The sequence below is a fragment of the Agrobacterium sp. AGB01 genome, assembly GCF_014851585.1.
Classification (GTDB): domain Bacteria; phylum Pseudomonadota; class Alphaproteobacteria; order Rhizobiales; family Rhizobiaceae; genus Agrobacterium.
The window spans coordinates 1319519-1337345 of the sequence record NZ_JACVAB010000001.1; the positions used below are offsets into that span (position 1 = coordinate 1319519).

General features: G+C 55.6%; 15 protein-coding genes. 8 read left to right on the forward strand and 7 right to left on the reverse strand.

All coding sequences use genetic code 11. The features are described 5' to 3' along the window. Positions 1-41 precede the first annotated feature (41 nt). From mobA to moaA, 4 genes are all read right to left on the reverse strand, one after another. Positions 42-662: a molybdenum cofactor guanylyltransferase MobA gene (mobA, locus tag IB237_RS06210; RefSeq protein ID WP_192487686.1), complete on the reverse strand. Its 621-nt coding sequence runs from the start codon at positions 660-662 to the stop codon at positions 42-44. Continuing rightward, on the reverse strand, positions 655-1884 hold the full coding sequence (locus IB237_RS06215; RefSeq protein WP_352230554.1) for a multidrug effflux MFS transporter: 1230 nt from the start codon (positions 1882-1884) through the stop codon (positions 655-657). Before IB237_RS06215 ends, mobA begins: the two co-directional genes overlap by 8 nt. Positions 1885-1962: 78 nt before the next feature. Continuing rightward, the gene (locus tag IB237_RS06220) at positions 1963-2853 is read right to left on the reverse strand and encodes a DMT family transporter (protein WP_192487687.1); all 891 of its coding nucleotides are present in this window, start codon (positions 2851-2853) and stop codon (positions 1963-1965) included. Between the two features lie 146 nt (positions 2854-2999). Next, complete coding sequence (gene moaA / locus IB237_RS06225; protein ID WP_246787707.1) at positions 3000-3989, reverse strand: GTP 3',8-cyclase MoaA; 990 nt, start codon at positions 3987-3989, stop codon at positions 3000-3002. A 210-nt stretch (positions 3990-4199) separates the two neighbouring features. Here moaA and IB237_RS06230 point away from each other — a divergent pair, with 210 nt between their 5' ends. From IB237_RS06230 to IB237_RS06240, 3 genes are all read left to right on the forward strand, one after another. Then, a complete protein-coding gene (locus IB237_RS06230) occupies positions 4200-4568 on the forward strand; it encodes a gamma-butyrobetaine hydroxylase-like domain-containing protein (RefSeq protein WP_192487689.1) in 369 nt (122 codons plus the stop codon). Positions 4569-4691: 123 nt separating this feature from the next. Further along, complete coding sequence (locus IB237_RS06235; RefSeq protein WP_192487690.1) at positions 4692-6506, forward strand: monovalent cation:proton antiporter-2 (CPA2) family protein; 1815 nt, start codon at positions 4692-4694, stop codon at positions 6504-6506. Between the two features lie 65 nt (positions 6507-6571). Next, complete coding sequence (locus IB237_RS06240; RefSeq protein WP_192487691.1) at positions 6572-7180, forward strand: pyridoxamine 5'-phosphate oxidase family protein; 609 nt, start codon at positions 6572-6574, stop codon at positions 7178-7180. 120 nt (positions 7181-7300) lie between these two features. Here IB237_RS06240 and IB237_RS06245 read toward each other — a convergent pair whose 3' ends face one another. Both IB237_RS06245 and fumC read right to left on the reverse strand, forming a co-directional pair. Next, on the reverse strand, positions 7301-8368 hold the full coding sequence (locus IB237_RS06245; protein ID WP_192487692.1) for a GGDEF domain-containing protein: 1068 nt from the start codon (positions 8366-8368) through the stop codon (positions 7301-7303). A gap of 337 nt (positions 8369-8705) precedes the next feature. Beyond that, complete coding sequence (gene fumC / locus IB237_RS06250; protein WP_192487693.1) at positions 8706-10097, reverse strand: class II fumarate hydratase; 1392 nt, start codon at positions 10095-10097, stop codon at positions 8706-8708. 481 nt (positions 10098-10578) lie between these two features. Here fumC and IB237_RS06255 point away from each other — a divergent pair, with 481 nt between their 5' ends. After that, entirely contained in the window at positions 10579-12447 is a 1869-nt protein-coding gene (locus IB237_RS06255; RefSeq protein ID WP_192487892.1) for a murein L,D-transpeptidase, read from the forward strand. A 74-nt stretch (positions 12448-12521) separates the two neighbouring features. Here IB237_RS06255 and IB237_RS06260 read toward each other — a convergent pair whose 3' ends face one another. Continuing rightward, a complete protein-coding gene (locus tag IB237_RS06260; RefSeq protein ID WP_192487694.1) occupies positions 12522-13211 on the reverse strand; it encodes an HAD family hydrolase in 690 nt (229 codons plus the stop codon). A gap of 184 nt (positions 13212-13395) precedes the next feature. On the opposite strand from IB237_RS06260, the gene rpiA reads away from it, so the two are divergent. The 4 genes from rpiA (at position 13396) to IB237_RS06280 (ending at position 17739) form a co-directional block, all read left to right on the forward strand. Beyond that, complete coding sequence (gene rpiA / locus IB237_RS06265) at positions 13396-14094, forward strand: ribose-5-phosphate isomerase RpiA (protein WP_192487695.1); 699 nt, start codon at positions 13396-13398, stop codon at positions 14092-14094. A 16-nt stretch (positions 14095-14110) separates the two neighbouring features. Continuing rightward, the gene (locus IB237_RS06270; RefSeq protein WP_192487696.1) at positions 14111-14671 is read left to right on the forward strand and encodes a DUF2059 domain-containing protein; all 561 of its coding nucleotides are present in this window, start codon (positions 14111-14113) and stop codon (positions 14669-14671) included. Positions 14672-14807: 136 nt separating this feature from the next. Beyond that, positions 14808-16196: a glutathione-disulfide reductase gene (gene gor, locus IB237_RS06275; RefSeq protein WP_192487697.1), complete on the forward strand. Its 1389-nt coding sequence runs from the start codon at positions 14808-14810 to the stop codon at positions 16194-16196. 166 nt (positions 16197-16362) lie between these two features. Next, entirely contained in the window at positions 16363-17739 is a 1377-nt protein-coding gene (locus IB237_RS06280) for a class II 3-deoxy-7-phosphoheptulonate synthase (protein ID WP_192487698.1), read from the forward strand. The last annotated feature ends 88 nt before the right edge of the window (positions 17740-17827 follow it).

The window sequence follows — 17827 nt, forward strand, 5'->3', positions numbered from 1 at the left end:
TCACAGGCATGTTTCTTGGCGCCAATTTAGGCGCTTTTACTTCAGTCCAGCGTATCCAGAAATGCCTGCGCAATGGAAAGCTCGTCCGGTGTGTTGATATTGAAAAACGGATCAATCGATGAGGTGGCGCTTTCAATCTTGGGAAATGAAATGCCAAGCGTAGCATGCCGGCCGAGGAAGTTACGGATACGACGGTTTTCATCCACCGCCAGCCATTGTTCCAGATCGTCTGCAATGGCGACCGGCCACAGACCGAATACCGGATGCACCTGACCGGCAGATGCGGCAATGATGACCGTGCTGTCATCCGTCATGTAAGACCGCAGCTGGGCTTCCAGAGTTTCGGGAAAGAACGGACTGTCGGCCGGTACTGTCAGCATGTGGCTGGCGTCCGGCGCCACGGTCGCCATGTGACGCAGTCCAGCTAAAATGCCCGCCAGCGGCCCTGCATGGCCCAGTTTGGTATCGGGCACCACAGGAAGGCCAAACTCGTCTGCCCAGTCATGGGGTGCGTTCAGCGCAAGGTATGAGACCTGCGGGCGGATACGCTCGATGACATGCGAGAGCAGGGGGCTGTCGCCCAGTTGCTTGAGCGCCTTGTTGCTGCCCATGCGGCGGGAAAGGCCGCCAGCGAGAATGAGGCCGGGAAGATTTTTATGCATTGTCGTCTCGTTGTGACAGGCTGGCTTCCTGTCGTTCGGCTTTGCGCGTGAAGTATGTTGCGTAAAGGGCGAGAAGCCCGGTTGCAACCATCATGAACAGCAGCGGCTGTGTGCCGGAGGTTGGCGATAGCAGCGAGGTTGCGATAACAGACAGGGCAGCACCGCCGCCAATCGTCAGCGCACCACCGAGACCGGAGGCCGAACCCGCCAGATGCGGTTTTACGCTAACCATGCCGGCATTGGAACTTGGCAAGGTCACGCCATTGCCAACGCCGATGAGCGCCAGCGGCATGAAGAAGGCGTAAGGACTGTGAAGGCCCGTATTGGCAAGCACGATGGCGATGACAATTCCGGTCATGGCGATGAGATTGCCGGACACCATCATGCGGATAATACCGATGTCACTGGCATAACGGCCGGAGATGAAGTTGCCGAGCATGTAGCCCGCCGCCATGAAGAAGAACTGCACACCCAGCATCGCCGGTGTCAGGCCGTAAAGTGTGCTGCCAATGAATGGCGCACCACCGAGGAACGAAAAGAACAGACCGGACGAAAATGTCGAGGTCAGCGCATACCCCCAGAACAGCCGTGATTTGAGAAGTTCCGGCCAGGCCTTGAACTGTGCAGAAAAACTGGTCGACTTCTGACGGTTGGTTTCACCAAGATCGAAATAGACAAGCGCAATCACCAGCATCGTCAGGCCCATCAGCAGCAGGAAACTTGCCTGCCAGCCGCCGATATCATTCAGGACACCACCAATCATCGGCCCAACCATCGGCACGACAGACATGCCCATGGTCACGTAGCCAATCATCGAGGCTGCTTGATTGGCCGGCACCATGTCGCGCACCACGGCTCTGGCCAGCACGAAACATGTTGCGACACTGGCCTGCGCAAAACGCGCCACCATGAACACACCGACATTGGGCGCCAGAAAACAGACCAGCGTTGCAATGCACATGATGCACAAGCTGACCAGCATCACCGGCCGTCTGCCAAACAGGTCAGACAGGGGCCCGACAACCAGCTGCACGCAAGCGGTGGCGGCGAGATAACCCGAGATCGACAGCTGCATGACGGCATATTGTGTCTCGAAATGCGCTGTCATGGCCGGCAGCGAGGGCAGAAACACGTTCATGCTGAGGGCAGAAAGCCCAGCCACCATAACCAGCGTGAAAATATGTGGCGGTGTTTTTCTGTTCAGAAAACCTACGTCAGTCACTTCATTACTCCTGACGCGTCACCGCCCTTAATGATTGCGGATAGGGCTGGTTTGCGTCATTCCGGCAGAACGGGATTTTCAGGAATCCTTGGCCGATTTCATCAGATAGCGTCGTCTCTCGCGATAGAACGTGTAAATGCCGGATGCAATGACAATCGCTGCACCGATCAAGGTCCAGATGTCAGGTTTTTCCTGGAAAACCAGAATGCCAATCATCAGCGCCCACAGCAGGCTGGTGTAGCGGAACGGCGCGACGAAGGAGATTTCGCCCGAGCGCATGGCGAAGATCACCGTCTGATAGCCGGAGAGCACCAGGATGGACGCGACGGCAAGATGGCCGATGACACTCCATTCCATCGGCTGCCAGCCACCCATCGGCACGATCAGCAATGCGCCAAACGCCGTATTGGCAATGGCGGTAAACATGCTGATGGTCAGCGACGGTACGTCGGCATACATGCGCCGCGTCACCAGATCACGACAGGCCGTGACGAACACGGATGCAATTGCCAGCAATGCGCCGGTGGTAAACCCTTCCGACCCCGGCCGAATGATGATCAACACACCGGCAAAACCAATGCCAATCGCCACCCAGCGCCGCCAGCCAACCGGCTCGCCCAGAAAAAGTGCAGCCCCCAGCGTCACCACCAGTGGCAAGGACTGCATGATTGAGGAAATGCTAGCAAATTCCACCTGGCCCAGTGCAGTCAGAAACAGGACAGTGGCGGTAATCTCACTAACTGTCCGCAACAACACCAGTGGTCGAAACAGTGTCTTGATGGGCCGCAGCGCGCCAAAATATTTGGCGAGCGCAATGATCAACACAGTGGTCATCACGCCGCGTACGAACATGATCTGGCCGGTATTCATGAATGGGGTGACGGATTTCACCAATGCGTCGTTGATGGTGAAGCTGGCCATGGCAAGTGCCATGAACATCGCGCCTCGGGTATTTTCCGTCATTGCCATTACAGTAGAGCCTCTCCCGCCCGAATCCCCTCGGACACGGGCCAGTAGTAGCCAATCGATCATGGCTGTGCGAGGTCAGCGAGGCGGGAAAACGTCTGGTTGTGGTGACGAATTAAATAAGCAATATACAATGCGCGAGCGACGGCTCAGCCGCCGGTAACACTCATGTGGCGGGCGACAGCTGGGCGCTTGTGTGTGCGGTCAATGATGAAGTCATGCCCCTTCGGTTTGCGCAGGATTGCCTCGTCAATGGCATTGGACAACAGGCCATCATCCTCGCTGGCTCGCAGTGCGGTGCGCAGATCTGCGGCATCGTTCTGGCCAAGGCACATGTAAAGCGTGCCGGTGCAGGTCAGGCGCACGCGGTTGCAACTTTCACAGAAATTATGGGTCAACGGCGTGATGAAGCCGAGACGGCCGCCGGTCTCTGTCACCTTGAAATACCGGGCAGGGCCGCCGGTCTTGTAGGGAATGTCTGATAGCGTGAACTGTTCTTCCAGCTGCGTGCGCAGTTGCGACAGCGGCAGATAACGGTCGGTGCGATCTTCCTCGATCTCACCCATCGGCATGGTTTCGATAACGGTCAGGTCCATGCCGCGTCCATGCGCAAATCGGATCATCTCAGGAATTTCAAACTCGTTGAAATCCTTCAATGCAACCGCATTGAGCTTGATCTGCAGACCAGCCTTCTGGGCGGCATCAATGCCTTCCATGACCTTGGAGAAATCACCCCAGCGCGTGATCTGCTTGAATTTGACCGGGTCCAGCGTATCAAGCGACACATTGATGCGGCGCACGCCACAGTCGTAAAGTTCTTCGGCATTGCGTGCCAACTGCGACCCGTTGGTGGTCAGCGTCAGCTCATCAAGCGTACCAGCATAAACATGGCGTCCGAGATTGCGTACCAGTTCCATGATGTTCTTGCGCACCAGCGGTTCGCCGCCGGTCAGGCGCAGCTTACGCACACCCTTTTGAATGAAGGCGGAACAGAGCCGGTTCAGCTCCTCCAGCGTCAACAGGTCTTTCTTGGGCAGGAAGGTCATGTGTTCCGACATGCAATAGGTGCAGCGGAAATCGCAGCGATCTGTCACCGACACACGCAAATAGGTGACCGCACGCCCAAAGGGATCGATCATGGGTTCTGAATTTGGTGTCAGGGCTTCGGTTTTTCCGACTGGTCCCAAAAAGCTGTTCAACGTGCCAACTCCTGCTTCGAACACATGTTCAATGTGATACTGTTTCAGGCCAAGCCAAGGTGTTCGTTGCGCGTGTTTTATCTAGAGACTTGCTTATAACGAAACAAGACCATAACTGTGAAACACTACAAGACATTAGGGAAATGAACAATGAGTGATCCTTGGCCCACCGAATTGAAGGTCTCACAGGATCGCCATCTGCTGTCTGTTACCTTCGATGACGGTGCGCAGTATAAAATCCCGGCGGAAGTGATGCGGGTTCTGTCGCCGTCGGCAGAAGTGCAGGGGCATGGCCCCGGCCAGAAGGTTACTGTGCCTGGCAAACGCAATGTTGCCATCCGCAATATGGTCGCCGCTGGAAATTATGCTGTTCGCGTCGTTTTTGACGATGGTCATGACAGCGGTATCTTTACGTGGAAATATCTGCTGGAACTCGGGCGTGATGGTGACAAGCTGTTTGCGGCTTACGAGGCTGAACTGGCAGAAAAAGGACTGAGCCGCGAGCCGCGCCGCCGTTAGGCTGCAGGTGGTAAACGGCAGATACTGATTTATTCCTTTCATACGAGGGCGCTTGAGCCGACCGGTTCTGATCAGAGGCGCTCCAGACGTCATTTATACATATACGCACAGGTGAGGTGAACTTTGGCGGTTGAAGCAAACGGCAATGATTTGTTGCAGGTGGTGGTGCTGTTGAGCGCAGGCGTCGTTGCCGCCCCGTTGTTCAAAAAAATCGGTTTGGGCTCCGTGCTTGGTTATCTGGCCGCCGGTCTTGTCGTTGGTCCCTTTGGGTTTGGGTTCTTTTCGGATTCGCAGGCCATTCTGCACATCGCCGAACTTGGCGTCGTGATGTTCCTGTTCGTCATCGGGCTTGAAATGCAGCCATCGCGGCTGTGGTCGATGCGCAAGGACATCTTTGGTCTCGGGGCATTTCAGGTGTTGGCCTGTATGGCAGGCCTGACGGTCATTGGCGTCAGCCTTGGTTATCCCGCCATTCCGTCGTTCGTGGCCGGTACCGGTTTCGTGCTGACCTCCACTGCCATCGTCATGCAGATGCTGCAGGAACGCGGCAGCATGTCGACGCTGAAAGGCCAGCGCATCATCTCCATCCTGCTGTTTGAAGACTTGGCGATTGTGCCTCTGTTGGCGCTGGTGGTGTTTCTCGGCAGCGGCGGCGAAGAAGTGACGGCATCGCAAAGATGGTTGTCCATTGGCATTGGCCTTGCAGCCATCGCAGCGTTGATTGTTGCCGGTCGTTATCTGCTTAACCCGTTTTTCCGATTGCTCGCCGCTTCCGGCGCACGAGAAGTCATGACCGCTGCAGCCCTTCTGGTGGTGCTGGGATCTGCTTTGTTGATGCAGATGAGCGGGCTTTCCATGGCCATGGGTGCATTTCTGGCCGGTGTGCTGCTGTCGGAATCGTCATTCCGCCACCAGCTGGAGGCCGATATCGAACCCTTCCGCGGCATCCTGCTAGGCCTGTTCTTCCTTGCTGTCGGCATGGCAATTGACCTGACCGTCATTGCCCAGAACTGGAAGATCGTCGTTGCCAGTGTGATCGGCTACATGGTGCTGAAGTCTGTCATCATCTACGGCGTGGCGCGTATTCTCGGCACCTGCAAACGTGAAAGCCTCGAGCGTGCGGTGCTGATGGCGCAGGGCGGCGAATTTGCCTTTGTGCTGTATGCTGCCGCCATTTCCGCCGGCATCTTCAACCGCGAAGAAAATGCGCTGTTGACCGCAACCATCATCATTTCGATGATCCTGACACCGCTGATGGTGATCTTGCATGATCGTCTGGTTCCTGCCGCCGTGCCAGATACCCATGATCTGGACCTGCCGGAAAATGTCGAAGGCACGGTGCTGTTGATCGGCTTTGGCCGTTTTGGCCAAATTGTCAGCCAGCCCTTGCTGGCGCGCGGTTACACGCTGTCGCTGATTGACCGTGATCCGGAATTTATCCGGGAAGCAGCGGAGTTCGGTTTCAAGGTCTATTACGGTGATGGTTCACGCTCTGAAATCCTGCATGCTGGCGGTGCTGCCACCGCCAAGGCTGTACTGATCTGCGTGGACGACAAGGAAGCGGCCATCCGCATTGCCGAGATCGTCAAGCACGAATTCCCGCTGGTGCCGGTGCTGGCGCGCGCCTTTGACCGTGCCCACGCCATCGATCTGTTGAATGCCGGTGTTGATTACCAGATCCGCGAGACGCTGGAATCGGCACTGAACTTCAGTGAAGAAGTGCTGAACGTGCTTGGTGAAGACATGGAAGTGGCAGCACGGCTGGTCGAAGAATTCCGCGATGTTGACCAGGAACGCTTCGCGCTTGAAGTTGTCGGCGGCATCTATGCGGGACGATCGCTGGTGCGTGGAAATGCCCAGCCGGCCGACCTTGTTGCGGCACGAACGGCAAAGAAACGTGCGCAGCAGGAAAGCGCCAGTGCAGAGGCGAGGGGATGACGGTTTACCGTCATTCTCCTGTCATGTGACGGTGCTTTCACACATGCATGAGAAGGTGAGGACAGATGAGTATCATACAGTCGGTTGAAGAATTGCAGGCCATTTACAATGGCGTTTCCGAAGCGTCGGTCGCCAAGGTCACGGAACGATTGACCGCCGAATACCGGCTGATGATCGAAACCTCGCCCTTTGTAGCCCTGGCAACCGTTGGTCCTGAGGGCATGGACTGTTCGCCGCGTGGCGACCGGGGCGGTGTTGTGCGGGTTGCCGATGACAAGACGGTGCTGTTGCCCGACTGGCGTGGCAACAACCGTATCGATTCCCTTCTCAATGTTGTTCGTGATCCACGCGTCGCGCTGATGTTCCTGATCCCCGGTTCCAACACCACCATGCGCATCAATGGCAAGGGACAGGTGTCGATCAATCCGGCTTTGCTGGAAAGCTTCGTGATGGATGGCAAACATCCACGCACCGTTTTGGTGGTGAGCATTGATGAGGTTTATTTCCAGTGCGCCAGAGCCTTGATGCGCTCGGAACTGTGGAACCCGGAGCACTTTGTTGACCCAGCGACACTGCCGACACCCGGTACCTTGCTGAAGGCTGCAAAGGCAGACTTTGACAAGGACACCTACGACAGCACCTGGGCTGCTCGTGCCGCCGTCACCATGTGGTGATGCGCGGTTTGCGGCGGACAGGACAACAGCCTGATCAATAAGACGACGACCAATAAAAAAGAGCCTGTCATGCTTGGGACATGACAGGCTCTTTTCATTCTGGATGTTTGGTGCTGGTTACTACTTGTAGATCAACCAGTTCTTGCCAACGTAATTCTTCTGCATGCCTTCTTCAAAGAAAATGCTGCGGTTACGCCCGGTTTCCTTGGCATGGTAAAGTGCGGTGTCAGACTGTGCGTAAAGCTCGCCAGGACCAGAGGCTTGCGACCCCATGGCATAACCGATCGAGATATTCACAGGGCCGTAATCCGTGCCCGAGCGCGAGTTGCGGAACGGTGTATTTTCCAGCGACAAGCGAATGCGTTCGCAGATTGTCATCACCTCATCGACATTGTTGCCTTCAAGGATGATTGCGAACTCTTCGCCGCCGGTGCGGGCCACAAACACGTCCTTGCGAACGTTGGAGCGGATGAGATTGCCGACGGTTGCCAGGATCTTGTCGCCAACCGGATGACCATAGGTATCGTTGATCCGCTTGAAGTGGTCGATGTCGAGCAACACGAGCGATGTCAGATGAAGGCCAATGGAACTGTCGAACAGGGAAGACAGCTTTTCATCAAAAGCGCGGCGGTTGGAAAGACGGGTCAGCGAATCCGTATTGGCGATACGCTTGTATTCGTCCAGTTCCTGACGAACCTGGTTCATCTCTTCGGAATGACGGCTGACGCTCTGCGCTGTCTTTTCACCATGGGCTGCGGTATTGCCGGTTGCATCCTGCAATACTTTGATAACGCTGCCGACAATATTGTTGCTGGTGATATTCTTGTTGGAAATACGCGCAACAGTTTCGACCAGCAGCTTGCTGTAGTTTTCCATTGAATTCTGTTCATGCTGCAAAAGCGACAGCAGGGATTCCAGCTCAGAGCGAACCTTGTCATGCGCAGTTTCAATGATACGGCCGTGATTATGGTCAAAATACTGGTCGCCCAGCGCGTCGAGTTCCTCCTGGGTCGCCTTGCTGCCAAGGGCAGCCAGCTCGCGGGTGAGGGCAGGGTTAGAGCCAATATAGGCTTCATAAAATAGACTGTAATTGCGGGGTATAGGTGCCACGCCCATGCTACGCATGGCATAGGTAATCTGACCGGCAATATCAGGAACCTGCGCCTTGGGCGTGGTTACTGTGCTCATCAAAGTCTCCAAATAATTCTAGGCTTAAATCATGCTAAATATTAGCACCCAATTTCTTTTGGAATATTTAATTTTGGTGATGTGTTCTATTATTTCGAAAATGATGATGTAAGTATAGTCGCAATTTAAGTTGCTGTTTTTATATTGCTTTTAAGGTCATCAACCGAAGATTGTTTTTGCTTTAGCGTTTTGCTTGTATAATTTTTTGCCATTGATTTTTCTTGGGTTAGTTTTGGGCATCAATGGTTTTTGCAATAACGCTAATACGTTGGCGAAAATTGCCAAATAAAAAACGGCCCCGTTTCCGGAGCCGTTCGATGTATATCTTTCAATCGACTTACTTCGGGCCGATCATCTCTTCTGGACGAACATACTGATCAAACTCTTCGTTGGTCAGGTAACCGCCGCCGACAGCCTCTTCACGCAGCGTCGTGCCGTTCTTGTGTGCAGTCTTGGCAATCTTGGCGCAGGCGTCGTAGCCAAGCTTGCTGTTGAGAGCCGTGACCAGCATCAGGGAGTTTTCAACGCCCTTGCGGATGTTGTCTTCGCGCGCTTCGATGCCAACAACGCAGTTGTCGGTGAAGGACACGGCCGCGTCGCCCAGAAGCTGGACGGACTGCAGGAAGTTGTAAGCCATCATCGGGTTGTAGACGTTCAGTTCGAAGTGGCCCTGGCTGCCTGCGAACGTAATGGCGGCCTGGTTGCCGAAGATATGCGCGCAAACCTGCGTCAATGCTTCAGACTGCGTCGGGTTGACCTTGCCTGGCATGATCGACGAGCCAGGCTCGTTTTCTGGCAGCGACAACTCGCCAAGGCCGGCGCGTGGGCCAGAGCCGAGGAAGCGGATGTCGTTGGCAATCTTGAACAGGGCAGCAGCGGCAGCATTGATGGCGCCGTGCGAGAAGACCATGGAGTCGTGCGCTGCAAGTGCTTCGAACTTGTTCGGTGCGGTGACGAAGTCGAGACCGGTGATGGAAGCGATTTCTTCGGCAACTTTTTCAGCGAAGCCGACTGGTGCGTTAAGGCCGGTACCGACGGCGGTGCCGCCCTGTGCCAGTTCGCAAAGGCCGGGCAGGGTCAGTTCAATGCGCTTGATGGCAGAAGCAACCTGTGCGGCGTAACCGGAAAATTCCTGGCCAAGCGTCAGCGGGGTGGCGTCCTGCGTGTGCGTGCGGCCGATCTTGATGATGTGGGCGAAATTCTTCGCCTTCTTGTCCAGCGCTGCATGCAGGTGCTTGAGGCTTGGCAGAAGGTGGTGAACGATCTCTTCGGCGCAGGCAATGTGCATGGCCGTCGGGTAGGTGTCGTTGGACGACTGGCTCATATTGACGTGATCGTTCGGGTGAACAGGCTTCTTTGAGCCCATCTCGCCGCCCAGCATTTCGATGGCGCGGTTGGAGATCACTTCATTGGCATTCATGTTGGACTGGGTGCCGGAACCGGTCTGCCAGACAACCAGCGGGAAGTGGTCGTTCAGCTTGCCGTCGATAACTTCCTGCGCTGCCTTGACGATGGTGTCGCCAACGGTGCTGTCCAGGCGGCCAAGTGCCATGTTGGCGCGGGCTGCTGCCTGCTTGACGATGCCCAGTGCACGAACAACCGAAAGTGGCTGCTTTTCCCAGCCAATCTTGAAGTTTCCAAGCGAACGCTGTGCCTGTGCGCCCCAATATCTGTCGCTTGCGACGTCGATCGGGCCAAATGTATCGGTTTCCGTGCGGGTGGCTGTCATCGGTCCTGCCTCTTAATGCTCAAATCCTCCGGCAAAACGGCACTTTTGCACGCCTTGCGCGCGCAGACATATAGAGCCATCCGCCCAGCATGGAAAGCCCATATGACCCTATCTTGAGTGTAACAATGGGGTTTGTCGAAAATCGAATATTCCGCGCCGTGGCATATCCGTCACATGGCGTTTTCGCGTAAAAACCACAGCAGTCATGATGTATTGATGTTTGTTATTTTATGTATAAGCCATCAAAAATAAAGGAAAATTTAACCATTTAATCCAACCCTGCATGGAGTGCTGACGATGGTGCTTCCGTAACGGAAAGTTGAGGTGCTCGATGCCCCGCACTGTCGTCCGTTTTCTTTTCAAAAAACCGGTAATCGGTTAGACAGTCATTAAATAAAGACAGGCGGAATCAGCTGCATTCCCGCCTTATGGTGTGAGGACGAAATTGCATACAGGATCTGGAAAAACATCGGCTGCATTCATGCTGGCAGCCGGGCTTGCGTTCTCGGTAGCCATGCCTTCATCTGCTGGTGCGGTCACGTTGCTTGATCTCTTGCGCGGTGGTCCGGGCAAGCAGGGCGCACGTGAGCAGCAGGCGCTGCCCGGTGTTGTCACAGGCAACGGAAGCAGTGCCCGTGTCACAAATGATGCCGATCCCGAGCCGCTGCCGCGTATCGCTGGTCCGCGTTATTACACCTATAAGGCTGACGCGACCCAGACGGTGAAAACCACCGGTTTCGGCCAGGCCGATAACGAGGCGCGTTTCCTTGATAATGCCAAGGTCACCGCACCGGTTGATGTCGCCAAGGCGCTGGAAGCCTATTATGGTGCTGGCGGCAAAACGCTTTGGGTCACCAATGGCGAAGTCAATGAAAAGGCCAATGCCGTTCTCGAGTTCTTCGCAGGCGTTTCGGCAAGCGGTCTAGATCCGGCCGACTACATCATTTCCGCTCCCGCCAGTGACGTTACCGCCAGCATCAGCGAAACGCCAGCAACTGTGCCAGAAGAGCCAGTCCAGCAGCAGGTGAGCGGCACCAACGACGCTTACCAGCGCGCATTGATGCAATTTGAACTGTCGCTGTCGGCAAAGGTCCTGACCTATGTGCAGGACAATATGCGTGGGCGCGTCGATCCGAACAAACTGTCCGGCTATCATGATTTCAAGCGCAAGACCGTCAATCTTACGCCGGTTCTGAAGCTGTCGCGCCTCAGCACCGATATTACGGCCTATCTGCGCAGCCGCGAACCATCAAACCCGGAATACCTGTCGCTGAAGGCGGAACTGGCTGCACTGCGTGAGCAGGACGGCAACGAGCACGAGCGTATCGTTCTGTCCGACAACCTGCTGCTCAAGCCCGGCAACACCAATGCTGAGCTCGCCAATGTTGTGAAGGCAATCCAGCACCGTTCGTCAGAAAGCCTGAGACAGCAGCATTCCGAGATATTCACAACCTACCAGCAGACCCCGGAATACACGCCGGAACTCGTGGAACTGGTCAAGGCCTTCCAGGGCGAACATGGCCTGAAGGCTGACGGCGTTATCGGCCGTGCAACGGTTCGCGCCATGATTGGCGACAGCAACGAAGCCAAGATCAACAAGGTCGTGGTGGCGATGGAGCAGGTGCGTTGGCTGCCAGCCGACCTCGGCCAGCGCTATGTCTTCATCAACCAGCCTGCCTTCATGGCTTATTACCACAATGAAGGTAAGGAAGAGTTCGGCATGAAGGTGGTTGTTGGCTCCAAGGCCAACCAGACCTATTTCTTCCAGGACCAGATCCAGACGGTGGAGTTCAATCCTTATTGGGGCGTTCCGCAGTCGATCATCGTCAATGAAATGCTGCCGAAGCTGCGCAATGACCCATCCTACCTGGACCGTCTAGGTTATCAGGTTGAGGTGGGCGGCAAGCCGGTTTCGTCGTCCAGCGTCAACTGGTACGGCTCCACAAATGCTATTGCGGTTCGTCAGCCGCCGAGCAGTGACAATGCGTTGGGTGACCTGAAGATCCTGTTCCCGAATGCGCACGCCATCTACATGCATGACACGCCTGCCAAGAGCTTTTTCTCCCGCGACATGCGTGCGCTGAGCCACGGCTGTATTCGTCTGGTTGATCCGCGTCGCATGGCTGCGGCCGTGATGGGTGTTGGCATCAGCGAGATCGACCAGCAGATCGCATCTGGCAAGAATCGTGCAGTTCAGGTGCCGGTTAAAATTCCTGTTTACGTCTCCTACTTCACGGCATGGCCGAACAAGGATGGCAAGGTCGAGTTCTTCGACGACGTCTATGACCGTGACAGCTACGTCATGAAGGCTTTCGGCGTCACCAGCAAGGCACGCGGATCGTCGGTCTGAGACGACATCACCAAAAACAAAAGCGCCCGAAAGGGCGCTTTTTTTATGCGATAAATTCTAAGGTCTGGCTGATATCAGGCCGCCTTTGCGCGCTCGGAAATCAACTGTAGCAACAGTTCCGGTGTCAGTTCGTCAAACGAGCTGATCACGTAGGATGGGTCCAGCTGTTCAACCGGTATGTCGGTGTAACCGAAGGTCACGCCGATGGATGGAACGCCAGCGTTTTTGGCGGCCATGATATCGTTGACGCTGTCACCGATCATAATGCAATTGTCCAGACGACCCTTGGCAAGTTCCACGGTGCCGATGATGTGGGCGGCATCGGGCTTGCGCACCGCAAAGGTGTCACCGCAGGTAATGGTCGGGAAGTACTGGGTCAGATCCAGCTGTTCCAGCAGTGGCAGTGTCAGCACGGCCGTTTTGTTGGTGCAGACGGCAAGCTCGAAACCGGCGTCTTTCAGACGCAGCAGCGCCTCGATAATGCCGGGGTAGGGTTTGCTGTCACCGGGAATGTTCTGCTTGTAATAGTCGATGAAGCGCAAAAACAGCTCTTCCAGCCGTTCGTCGGACAGCGGCTTTTCGCGCAGCGCATAGGCGCGCTTGATCATGGTTTTAGCGCCCTGGCCAACAAGATGCATGAGATCTTCGTAGGTCACAGGGGCAAGATTGTCTTCGGCAATTGTGCTGTTGAGGCTGGTGACGAGATCGGGTGCAGTGTCGATCAAGGTTCCGTCAAGGTCGAAAATGGCAAGTGGCGCAGTCAAAGGCGTTCTCTATGGCTGGGATTGAATGTCATGGGGCTCACAATTCTGTGCGGCAGCCTAAGCAATGCCATGGGCATTTGCAATAAACTGCTGTCATCCGTGATCTGTTCGCGCATAAGGGCTTTCGTTTGGCAAGCGAGGCGTGTAAACAGCACGCGAAGAAAACGACTGGAGATTTTGGCATATGGATGCCCGCCAGATGAAGATTAAAGCCGCCGAGGCTGCCTTGTCCTATGTTGAGGATGGTATGCGGCTCGGTATTGGCACTGGTTCGACAGCCGAAGAATTTGTCCGTTTGCTGGCCGAAAAGGTCGCAGGCGGTTTGAAAGTGCAGGGGGTCCCAACCTCCGAGCGGACCGCGCGTCTGTGTGTAGAACTTGGCATTCCATTGAAATCGCTTGAAGAATTGCCGCAGCTTGATCTGACCATTGATGGTGCGGATGAGGTGGATGGCAACCTTAGCCTGATCAAGGGCGGCGGCGGCGCATTGCTGCGTGAAAAGATCGTTGCAGCGGCATCGTCGCGCATGATCGTCATTGCTGACGAAAGCAAGGTTGTCGAAACGCTTGGCGCATTTCCGCTGCCAATCGAGATCAATGCCTTTGGACTTGCCTCTACACGCATTGCGATTGAGGCACTGGCATCGCGCCTCGGTCTGACGGGCGAGCTGAAATTGCGTGGAACAGAGGATGGTCCGTTCACGACTGACGGCGGCCACCTTATTTTTGACGCATCATTTGGGCGTATTCCTGATTCAGAAACGCTGGCGAACCAACTCAATGCGATTCCCGGTGTTGTGGAACACGGACTTTTCATCAATATGGCGTCGCTTGCCATTATTGCCGGCCCTGGCGGGGCACGTGCAATGCAAGCAAGAATATAACAGGAGCAAATATTTCATGATCAGAATAGCGGGACTGGGCCGCGCTGCCGCTGCTTCGATCCTTTTTTCAGGTCTCGTTTTCGGCTCTGCCGTACGGGCGCAGGAAATTTCGGAAGAGCACATCACTGCGGCTAAGCAGGCCATTGCAACGCTTGGCGTTACCGAGCGCTTCGATGCCATTCTGCCGGGCCTTGCCGAGCGTTTGAAGGCTCAGCTCATCCAGGCTTCGCCAAATGTTCAGGACGCGATCAGCCAGACGGTTGATGAAACTGCGCTGGCGCTGGCGCCACGTCGTGCCGACCTCGAGCGTGAAGCTGCTGCGACCTACGCAAAGACCTTCTCGATTGACGAGTTGAAGGCTATCAGCGCGTTCTACAACAGCGAAGCTGGCAAGAAGCTCCTGAAAGACGGACCGATTGCAACACGCGAGCTGTTGAAGGCTGCTGACATCTGGGCATCCGGTATCAACCGCGACCTCAGCGAAAAGAGCATGGCTGAACTTCAGAAGGTTGCCGGTGCCGATCTCGCACCACTGCCAGCCGAAGGCGCTGCCCCGGCTGAAGCACCGAAGCCTTGATCTTCAGTTTTTCGTGAATTCATTAGCCCGGCCTCATGGCCGGGCTTTTCATTTGGTGTGTTGAATACCTATATCAGCAGCACACAGACGCAAGGATACCGGGGCCGTTTATCGGGTATCTTCACAGGGGTATATTATGACAGCTTATGACTATGACCTTTTCGTTATCGGTGGTGGTTCCGGTGGCGTGCGCAGCGCGCGCGTAGCCTCTTCGCTTGGTAAAAGTGTCGCTATTGCCGAAGAATATCGTTACGGCGGAACCTGCGTCATCAGAGGCTGTGTTCCCAAGAAGCTGTTTGTTTATGCCTCGCAATTCCCCGAGCATTTCGAAGATTCTGCCGGTTTCGGCTGGACGGTCGGCGAGCGTAGCTTTGACTGGAAAAAGCTCGTTGCTGCCAAGGATCAGGAAATCACCCGTCTCGAAGGCCTGTATCGCAAGGGTCTGGAAAACGCCAAGGCTGACATTTACGACAGCCGTGCTGAGCTGGTGGATGCCCATACCGTCAAGCTGGTGAAGACCGGTCAGACCTTCACGGCTGAACGCATTGTCATTGCCGTGGGTGGTACACCCAATGAGCACAAGGCACTCAAAGGCCATGAGCTGACGATTTCCTCCAACGAGGCTTTCGATCTTGAAACGCTGCCGCGTTCCATCCTGATTGCCGGTGGCGGTTACATTGCTGTTGAATTTGCCAATATCTTCCACGGTCTTGGTGTGGAAACGACGCTGATCTATCGCGGCAAGGAAATCCTGTCGCGCTTCGATCTCGACATGCGTCGTGGCCTGCATGAGGCAATGGAAGCCAAGGGCATTCGCGTCATTTGCTCTGATGTTATCGAGGAAGTCTCCAAGGCACCGGACGGTGGTCTTGTGGCCCGCACCCTCAACAACGGCACGCTGTCGGTAGACACCGTCATGCTGGCGCTGGGACGTGACCCCAATACCAAGGGTCTTGGCCTTGAAGCTGCAGGCGTGGCGCTTGACAAACGCGGTGCGATTGTCGTGGACGAATATTCGCGCACCAACGTGCCAAGCATCTTTGCACTGGGTGACGTCACCGACCGGGTACAGCTGACGCCAGTGGCTATTCATGAGGCGATGTGCTTCATCGAAACCGAGTTCAAGAACAATCCGACCAAGCCGGATCATGATCTCATTGCCACCGCCGTGTTCTCGCAGCCGGAAATCGGTACGGTTGGTCTTTCGGAAGAAGAGGCGGCCTCGCGCTATCAGGAACTGGAAGTCTACCGTGCGCAGTTCCGCCCGATGAAGGCAACCTTGTCCGGTCGCTCCGAGAAAACGATCATGAAGCTGATTGTCAATGCTGAAGACCGCAAGGTTGTTGGCGTTCACATTCTTGGACATGAAGCTGGTGAAATGGCGCAGCTGCTTGGCATCACCCTCAAGGCCGGTTGCACGAAGGATGACTTCGACAACACCATGGCGGTGCATCCGACAGCGGCCGAAGAGCTGGTGACAATGTATTCACCGAGCTACAGGATCCGGAACGGCGAACGCGTCTGAATTCGGTTTTTCTGATATAATCGATTTACGGCCCCACCCGGGGCCGAAATGGTACTGATTGATGCAATGGCGACCTATGCAAGGGCGTCCGACAGGTTTATAAGCCGCCTCTATTTTGGCGAGGACGGCTTCCCGCATTGTGCGGGAAAGGAAACAGGTGAGTAAAATGGCACAGAATTGGAACCCGGCGAGCTGGCGACACAAGCCTATACAGCAGGTGCCTGATTATCCGGATCAGGACGCATTGCATGCAACCGAAGCCAAACTCGCAAAGTATCCGCCACTCGTTTTTGCTGGTGAAGCACGTCGTTTGACGCGCTCGCTGGCCAATGTTGCCAATGGCGACGGCTTCCTGCTTCAGGGCGGTGACTGTGCGGAAAGCTTTGCCGAGCACGGCGCTGATACTATCCGCGACTTCTTCCGCGCCTTCCTGCAGATGGCCGTTGTGCTGACCTATGGCGCGCAGCTGCCTGTCGTAAAGGTCGGCCGTATTGCCGGTCAGTTTGCCAAGCCACGCTCTTCGAATGTCGAAGTGCTGGATGGCGTGACGCTGCCAAGCTACCGCGGTGACATCATCAACGGTATCGAATTCAACGAAGAGTCCCGCGTTCCGGACCCTGAGCGTCAGGTCATGGCATACCGCCAGTCGGCTGCAACGCTCAACCTGCTGCGCGCCTTCGCCATGGGTGGTTATGCCAACCTGGAAAACGTGCATCAGTGGATGCTCGGCTTCATCAAGGATAGCCCGCAGGGCGACCGTTACCGCAAGCTGGCGGATCGTATCTCTGAAACCATGGACTTCATGAAGGCCATTGGCATTTCGGCAGAAAACAATCCAAGCCTGCGCGAAACAGATTTCTTCACCAGCCACGAAGCTCTGCTTCTCGGTTACGAAGAAGCGCTGACACGCGTCGATTCCACATCGGGCGACTGGTATGCAACATCCGGTCACATGATCTGGATTGGCGACCGTACGCGCCAGCCGGACCATGCCCATGTTGAATACTGCCGTGGCATCAAGAACCCGATCGGCCTGAAGTGCGGTCCGTCCATGACGGCAGACGGCCTTCTGGAACTGATCGATATTCTGAACCCTGCCAACGAAGCCGGTCGCCTGACGCTGATCTGCCGCTTCGGTTATGACAAGGTTGCCGACCATCTGCCGCGCCTCATCCGCGCTGTAGAGCGGGAAGGGCGCAAGGTTGTATGGTCATGCGATCCGATGCATGGCAACACGATCACGCTCAACAGCTACAAGACGCGTCCATTCGAGCGTGTTCTGTCGGAAGTGGAAAGCTTCTTCCAGATCCACCGCGCAGAAGGCACGCATCCGGGCGGCATCCACGTTGAAATGACCGGCAATGACGTAACGGAATGCACCGGCGGCGCACGTGCCGTAACAGCAGACTCGCTGTCTGACCGTTACCACACCCATTGCGACCCCCGCCTGAACGCAGACCAGGCCCTGGAACTGGCTTTCCTTCTTGCCGAGCGCATGAAGGGTGGCCGCGATGAAAAGCGTCTCGCTGTCGCGAACGCCTGATCTGGACTGTAAGGTCTGACATAAAGAAAGCCGTCGGAGAGATCCGGCGGCTTTTTAGTTGGCTGTAGGAGAGTTCAGCAGAGGAGAA